Here is a 7,047-nt window from a genome sequence, read left to right as displayed (position 1 = left end):
GCCTGACCCTGCCCGTTCCGTCGGTCCGCCTGCCCGTCCCGTCGGTCCGCCTGCCCGCCCCGCCTGCCGGTCCTGTCAGCCCGCCGGCGTCGCCGGTCCTCGCCCTCCGATTGCGGCAATCCGGGGGGCCGCGGATCGGGAAGGGCGCGCTTTGCCGCAGACGGAGTCGATCATGGAAGGAGGGCGGCGAGTTCGCGGGTGAGGTTGGCGCGGGCGGGAGCCTCCCCGGCGGCCAGCGGAGGCAGCCGGAACAGCGCGGGGAGGGCCAGCAGGGACGCCAGCACCCGGGCCCGGCCGGCGCGGTAGTCCGGTTCCGGCACGTGCGCGTACTCCCTGCGGATCGCGGCGGCGTACGCGTCGTACGCCTGCGGGGGCGCGGCCAGGATGGCGAGGTCGGCGTCGCAGAGCAGCGCCCCCTCGCGGTCGTCGGCGGCGACCGCGTGCCCGGCGGTGAGCAGGACCAGCCGCCGGACCTCGGCCACCCCGGCGGCCGGCACCCCGCTGCGGCCCAGGAGCGTGCCGGCCAGCGCGGCGCTGTTCCGCTCATTGGCGTCGCCACCGGCGCGTGGGTCGTAGACCGCGTCGTGGCACCACGCGGCGAGCCGGACCAGGTCCGGCCGCCCAACCTGCGTGGCGTACCCGTCGACGACGTCCAGCACGGCGGTGAGGTGGCGCACCGTGTGGTAGTGCCGGTGCGGCTCCCACCAGCGGGTGAGCAGTTCCCCGCCGGCCCGGTCCAGCGTCCGGTCGTCGGCGGTCGCCCCGGCGCCCCGCATCGCCGCCCGCCAGCGCTCGATCAGCTCGGTCACCCGGCCGAGTCTGCCGTACGCCGCCGCAGCCGCGGTGCGCGCCGCCGACAGGTAACCACGCCGCCAGGTCCACCCGACCGTCATTCGTCGTCGACCGGAACTCCGCCGCCTCGCACCCTGCGGCAGCCGCCCGTGCGCGGACGGCTGGCTGGGGCGTAGTGGCCGCGCAGGCCGTCGGCAGCCGTGCGTGCGGGGACGCGAAGTGTGACCGCGGCATCGTGGCGGAGCGCCCCGGCCAAGCGGCGCGAGTCGAGCGCGGGGTGGGGGACGAATCGTTCCGAGGCGGGGATGAACCGCCCTGGCGCGGGTAGTCCCGGCCATGGCCGTGGCCCGGGATCGACGACCGTCGCTGATGCGGCGTGGCGGCCTGCGCGACACTTTGTCGGACGTCGACTCCGCCCGGATCGCCGAGGCTGTGGAGCAGTTGCGTGCCCGGGGTCGGGCCACTCTGCACGACCGGCTGCACCGGGTCCGGATGGCGTTCGGCCTGGCCCTCCAGGCCGGGGTGGCCGCTGCCCTGGCCTGGTTCGCGGCCCACGAACTGCTGGGGAACCCGCAACCGGTCTTCGCGCCGATCTCGGCGGTCGGCACCCTGGCAGCCTCGGTGGGTCAGCGCCTGCGCCGCACCGTCGAGCTGATCATCGGGGTGGCGGTCGGGGTTCTCCTCGGTGACGTGCTGATCTACTTCCTCGGCACCGGCGGCTGGCAGCTCGGGCTGGTGGTGACCTCGGCGATCCTGCTGACCATCTTCTTCGGCGGCAGCGTGGCCGTAGTCATCCAGGCCGCTGCCACCGCGGTGCTGATCGTCACGCTCAGCCCGTCGACCCAGGATCTGGAGATACCTCGTTTCGTCGACGCCTTCATCGGTGGTGGGATCGCGCTGCTGGTGACCGCGATCCTGCTGCCGCTCGACCCGCTGCGGGTGATCAACCGGGCCGCCCGGCCCGCGCTGGACCTGCTCTCCGAGCAGCTCGACGTCTGCGCCGAGGCGCTGCGAAGGCGGGACCGGGACAGCGCCCAGCGGGCTCTGGAACGGCTCCGGGAGAACAAGGAGGAACTGGCCACCTTCATCGAGGCGATCGAGGGCGCCAAGGAGACCATCACCATCTCCCCGGCTCGCTGGCACCGGCGCAGCGAGCTGACCCACTACGCGGAGGCGGCCGACCCGATCGACCGGGCGATGCGCAACAGCGGCACCCTGATCCGGCGCTCGGTGACCCTGATCGAGGACGAGGAGCCGATCCCCGAGCCGATGCCCGACGCGGTGGCCCACCTCGCCGAGTCGGTACGCCTGCTCCGGCAGGAGTTCGCCGCCGGCGAGGAACCGACGAAGGCCCGGGAGCGGTCGCTGCGGGCGGTCAGCGAGGCGGGTCGGGCGTACGCGCAGGGGGTCGGCTTCTCCGGCAGCGTCGTGATCGCCCAGGTGCGGACCACCGCCAGCGACCTGTTGGTCGCCTCCGGCATCCAGCAGGAGGACGCCAACCGGCTGGTCCGGAAGTCCTTCGGGGAACAGGACAAGCCGGCCGGCGCGCCGGTGGGGCAGGACGCCGCCCCGAAGCCGCCGGCCGCCCCGCCGCTGGGCTGAGCCGGAGCCGATCTGCACGCCGGCGACGAGCGCCGGACGATCGCCTCCCGGGGACTCGACGGCGACCCGCGTCGACGGCTGGTGGCCGGCGACGGTCATGCCCACCCCGATGCGCCCGGCCCGGCGGGTCGCGGGTGACTACGCTGGCCACATGGCCGTCACCCCACCCGGCTGGCCCGCGCCGCCGCCGTCCGTGCCCGCCGTCCCGCCGCCGGACGCCTCGCCCCGGATGCCGCCGCGCCGGCTGGGCTGGCGGCGGGTCCTGGTGCTGACCGGGGTGGTGCTGTTGATCGCCGCCTGCGCGGTCTACATGCTCTACACCCTGGGCACCAACCTCGGCCTGGACGCGCTGCTGGTCGGGGTCGCCGCCGCGGTCCTGCCGGTGCCGGTCCTGGTGGCCTGCTTTCTCTGGCTCGACCGGTACGAACCGGAGCCGCTGAAGTACCTGATCTTCTGCTTCGCCTGGGGAGCGTTCGTCTCCACCGCGGCGTCGCTGACCGTCAACACCGCCGGCGCCCGGCTCTTCGAGCGGTGGGAGCTGCCCTCGGCGCTGACCGCGGTGTTGGTCGCCCCGTTCATCGAGGAACTGACCAAGGCGCTCGGCCCGATCCTGCTGCTGGTCTTCCGCCGCCGGGAGTGGTCCGGCATCACCGACGGCCTGGTCTACTGCGGTCTCTCCGCGGTCGGCTTCGCGATGGTGGAGAACATCCTCTATCTGGGCGGTCTCGGCTACGCCTCCGGCGTTGACGAGTGGGGCCCGGCCACCGGGGTTCGTAACGTCATCGTCATCTTCATCACCCGGATCCTCTTCTTCGGCTTCGCCCACCCGCTGTTCACCTCGATGACCGGTGTGGGGCTCGGCATCGCCGCCCGTACCGCCGACCGCCGGGTGCGGTTCCTCGCCCCGGCGGCGGGCCTGCTGCTGGCGATGATCCTGCACGGCACCTGGAACCTGCTGCCGTCGCTGGTGCAGGCCACCGGCCAGGCGGCGATCTTCTTTCTCGGCATCATCGCGCTGATGGTGCCGATCTTCTTCGGCATGGTCGGCTTCGCCGTGTGGCTGCGCGCCTGGGAGGGGCGGCTCACCGAGCGGGTCCTGCCGGACTACGTCCGGGCCGGCTGGCTCACACCGCCGGAGGTGGCCGCGTTGGGTAGCCTGGGCCGGCGGCACGCGGCCCGGGTCTGGGCCCGCCGGGTCGCCGGCGAGCCCGGTCTACGGGCGATGCGCGGCTACCAGTTCGCCGCCACCCGGCTTGCGTTGCTACGCGACGGCATGCGCCGGGGGCTGGACCGCAAGGCGGCCGACCGGGAGCGCACCGCCCGGGAGGAGCGGCAGCTGCTGGAGGCGATCAGCGCGTACCGGTCGTTCTTCGTGGGGCGGGATCCGCAGGTCCCGGTCGGGATCTGGGACGGGCAGCGCTACCACCTGCGTTTCCCGGACGGGTCGCAGCGCCCCGTCGAGGCCCCGGACTCGCCGGTGGTGCCGATCCCGGTGCTGCTGGTCCCGCCGGCGCCACCGGCGTACCCGGCCGGTTACGGCCCGCCCGGCTGGTACGGCCCGGGTCCGGCCGCGCCGTGGCCGCCCGGCCGGCACTGAGCCGGCGTGCGTCAGGCCCGGGCGGTGGGGTGCCGCGCAGCCGGGGGAGCGGGCGGCCACCGTCGGGCTGAGCCTGGCCGTGTGGTGGGAGCGGCGGGCGGTTCAGGTCATCAGGGTGGTGAGGAAGTCGCCGAGCCCCATCGCCATCGCCATCAGCCCCGCCCCGATCGCCTTGAACATCTGCGCCGCGCCGTCGGGCCGGAACGCCATGAAGTAGATCAGGAAGGCGACGCCGCCCCAGAGCAGCAGCTTCTTCACGAATACCGGCATCGTCCCTCCCCAGGGCGCTGGATGCGGCTGGCTTCCCGCCGGGAAGCGGCACAAACAGCAGCGCCCTGGGGAGGGCTGCCGGCGGCTACAGGTAGAGGCCGGTGTTGCCGGTGGGCTCGTTCTCCACGCGCTCGGCGGCGACGGCGTGCACGTCCCGCTCCCGCAGCAGCACGAACCCGCGGCCGTGCAGCTCCACCTCCGAGCGGTCGTCCGGGTCGAAGAGCACCCGGTCCCCCGAGACGATCGAGCGGACGTGCGGGCCGACGCCCACCGCGGTGGCCCAGGCCAACCGCTTGCCCACGGCGGCGGTGGCCGGGATCACGATGCCGGCGGTGGAGCGGCGCTCACCCTCACTCCCCTCCATCCGTACCAGCACACGGTCGTGCAGCAGGCGGATCGGCAGGCCGGAGTCGAGATTCTGGTCGGCGGTCACGCGAAGACGCTACCGCGTGCCCGGGTGATGGTCGTCTCGTGGTTGAGTCGAGTCGGCCGGGGGCAAGGTGTGGCGGAACTGCCATACGGTGACGGTTGTCGGACGTAGCCTGTCCGGACCGTCGTCGTGGGCGGCCGGTTTCTTCCCTGGAGGTGCGCTTGAGCCGCTTCGAGCGGGTACGCGCCCGGCTCCGCCGCGCGTACGAGTCGGGACGGGAGTCGGCGCGTGGTGGACGCACCGACGAGGCCGGGGGGTCGGTGGAGTCGGGGTTCGCCTCGCCCGTGTCCCCCGGGCCGGTGGCGTCGCCGTCGGCCACCGTCGTCGGCGCCGAGCCGCCCGCAGCGATGCACAGTTCCACGACCAGCCGGGACGACGCCGACGTGCCGCACGCGCTTCGGATCGCCGCCGCCTGGTCCTGGCGGCTGATCGTGATCGGCGTGGTGACCTGGGCGCTACTCAGGATCGTCGGGACGATCAGCATCGTGATCATTCCGCTGGCGGTCGCGCTGCTGCTCTCCGCGCTGCTCGCGCCGGCGGTGGGCTGGCTGCTCAGGGCGCGTTTTCCGAGATCTCTGGCGACCGGGGTGGTGCTGGTTGGCGGTCTGGCCGCGGTGGTCGGCACGCTCACCCTGGTGGTGAACGAGTTCATCCAGGGCGTGCCGGAGCTGAGCGAGAAGTCGTCGCAGGGCGTGCGGCAGATCCAGAACTGGCTCAAGACCGGTCCGCTGCACCTGTCGGACAACCAGCTCGACCGGTACATCGACGAGGGTCAGGCATGGATCAACGCCAACACCGAGCGGTTCACCAGCGGCGCGCTCTCCACCGCGACCACGCTGGCCGAGGTGCTGACCGGGGCAATCCTGGTGCTATTCGCCACCTTCTTCTTCCTGCGTGACGGCAACAAGATCTGGCGGTTCCTGGTCCGGTTGCTGCCGGTGGCGGCCCGGTGGAAGGTCGACGACGCCGGCCGGGCCTCCTGGGCGACGCTCGGCGCCTACGTCCGGGCCACTGTGCTGGTCGCCTTCATTGACGCGGTCGGGATCGGCATCTTCCTGGTCGTCTTCGACGTGCCGTTCGCGTTTCCGCTGGCCGCGCTGGTCTTTCTGAGCGCGTTCATCCCGATCGTCGGGGCGACGCTCTCCGGCGGGGTGGCGGTGCTGGTGGCGCTCGTCGACAGCGGCGCGGTGACGGCGCTGATCATCCTGGGCGCGGTGATCGGCGTGCAGCAGGTCGAGGGGCACGTGCTCCAGCCGCTGATCATGGGTCGGGCGGTGGCCATCCACCCGCTCGCGGTGATCATCGGAATCGCGGCCGGTGTGGTGCTGGCCGGCATCACCGGCGCGCTGGTCGCGGTGCCGCTGATCGCGGTGCTCAACACGGCCGTCCGCCGGCTGGCTTCCCGTTCCGTGCCGGACACCCCGCCGGACGCCGTGGTGGTCGCCTCCCAGGCACCCTGAGACCGCCGTTTGCGGTGTCTCGCGTCGTCCGACGCTGGATACCGCCGTTCGCGGCATTCCGCGCTGCGCCGCCGGCCACCACCCGCCGGCCACCACCCGCCACCAGCCCTCGGGAGCCGGCGGTCAGGCCTTGGCCAGGCGTTCGAGGGCGCCGCGGGCCACCTCCGGGCGGGTGGTGTACCAGAACGGGGGCAGCGAGCGGCGCAGGAACGGCCCGTAGCCGCGCGCGGTCTCCAGCCGGGAGTCGAGCACCGCGACCACACCCCGGTCGCCGGTGGACCGGATCAGCCGCCCGACGCCCTGCGCCAGCCGGATCGCGGCGATCGGCACGCTGACCGCCGAGAAACCCGAGCCGCCGCTGGCGTCCACCGCCGCCGCCCGGGCCGCCGCGAGCGGCTCGTCGGGGCGGGGGAAGGGCAGCCGGTCGATCACCACGAGCTGGCAGGCGTCGCCCGGCACGTCCACCCCCTGCCAGAGCGACATCACCCCGAACAGGCAGCTCGACCGCTCCTCCCGGAACCGGCGGACCAGCAGCGGCAGCGTCTCCTCACCCTGGAGCAGCACCGGCAGGTCGGTCCGCGCCCGGACCAGCTCCGCGGCCTGCTGCGCGGCCCGCCGTGACGAGAAGAGCCCGAGGGTACGCCCACCGAGCGCGCCGACCAGCGTCAGCAACTCCTCGCCGGCCGCGTCGGGCAGCCCGGACACGCTCGGGCGGGGCAGGTGCGCGGCGACGTAGAGGATGCCCTGCCGGGCGTAGTCGAACGGGGAACCGACGTCCAGCGAACGCCAGCCGGGCCCCTCGGTGGCCGGGACGGTGCCGGTGGCAGCCCGGCTGCCCGGCGCGGCGGCGACCGGGGCGGGGGCCGCCGCCGTGTCGCCGCGGGCGGTGCTGGCGG

General features: G+C 73.9%; 7 protein-coding genes. 3 read left to right on the top strand and 4 right to left on the bottom strand.

Going from position 1 to position 7,047, the window contains the following annotated elements; all coding sequences use genetic code 11:
• Positions 1-170: 170 nt before the first annotated feature.
• The gene (locus E1193_RS28840; RefSeq protein ID WP_132186324.1) at positions 171-809 is read right to left on the bottom strand and encodes a metal-dependent phosphohydrolase; all 639 of its coding nucleotides are present in this window, start codon (positions 807-809) and stop codon (positions 171-173) included.
• A 352-nt stretch (positions 810-1,161) separates the two neighbouring features.
• On the opposite strand from E1193_RS28840, the gene E1193_RS28835 reads away from it, so the two are divergent.
• Both E1193_RS28835 and E1193_RS28830 read left to right on the top strand, forming a co-directional pair.
• Positions 1,162-2,394, top strand: coding sequence for an FUSC family protein (locus tag E1193_RS28835; protein ID WP_243707956.1), 1,233 nt, complete (start codon positions 1,162-1,164; stop codon positions 2,392-2,394).
• Positions 2,395-2,503: 109 nt separating this feature from the next.
• On the top strand, positions 2,504-3,991 hold the full coding sequence (locus E1193_RS28830; protein ID WP_132186323.1) for a PrsW family intramembrane metalloprotease: 1,488 nt from the start codon (positions 2,504-2,506) through the stop codon (positions 3,989-3,991).
• A gap of 102 nt (positions 3,992-4,093) precedes the next feature.
• Here the strand turns inward: E1193_RS28830 and E1193_RS32195 are convergent, their stop codons facing one another.
• Both E1193_RS32195 and E1193_RS28825 read right to left on the bottom strand, forming a co-directional pair.
• Positions 4,094-4,261 carry a hypothetical protein gene (locus E1193_RS32195; protein ID WP_165945853.1) on the bottom strand — a complete coding sequence of 56 codons (168 nt, stop codon included), beginning with the start codon at positions 4,259-4,261 and terminating at the stop codon, positions 4,094-4,096.
• Between the two features lie 85 nt (positions 4,262-4,346).
• Positions 4,347-4,694 (bottom strand): co-chaperone GroES, encoded by a 348-nt coding sequence (locus E1193_RS28825; RefSeq protein ID WP_132186321.1) that lies wholly within the window; start codon positions 4,692-4,694, stop codon positions 4,347-4,349.
• Between the two features lie 95 nt (positions 4,695-4,789).
• Between E1193_RS28825 and E1193_RS28820 the strand changes: the two genes are divergently transcribed.
• Complete coding sequence (locus E1193_RS28820; protein ID WP_132186320.1) at positions 4,790-6,151, top strand: AI-2E family transporter; 1,362 nt, start codon at positions 4,790-4,792, stop codon at positions 6,149-6,151.
• A gap of 123 nt (positions 6,152-6,274) precedes the next feature.
• Here the strand turns inward: E1193_RS28820 and E1193_RS28815 are convergent.
• Positions 6,275-7,047 (bottom strand): ATP-dependent DNA helicase (locus tag E1193_RS28815; protein WP_243707955.1); only part of this gene is annotated, 773 nt, incomplete at its 5' end.

It is taken from the genome of Micromonospora sp. KC606, assembly GCF_004348675.1.
In the GTDB taxonomy this organism is placed as follows: domain Bacteria; phylum Actinomycetota; class Actinomycetes; order Mycobacteriales; family Micromonosporaceae; genus Micromonospora.
The sequence above is the reverse complement of the archived record's forward strand: the minus strand, read 5'-3'. Positions and strand labels throughout refer to the sequence as shown.

What these genes read in the sequence shown, in the direction of transcription:
- E1193_RS28835 (WP_243707956.1), top strand. Translation starts at nt 1,162, where the DNA reads ATGCGGCGTGGCGGCCTGCGCGACACTTTGTCGGACGTCGACTCCGCC.
- E1193_RS28830 (WP_132186323.1), top strand. Translation starts at nt 2,504, where the DNA reads ATGCGCCCGGCCCGGCGGGTCGCGGGTGACTACGCTGGCCACATGGCC.
- E1193_RS32195 (WP_165945853.1), bottom strand. Translation starts at nt 4,261, where the DNA reads ATGCCGGTATTCGTGAAGAAGCTGCTGCTCTGGGGCGGCGTCGCCTTC.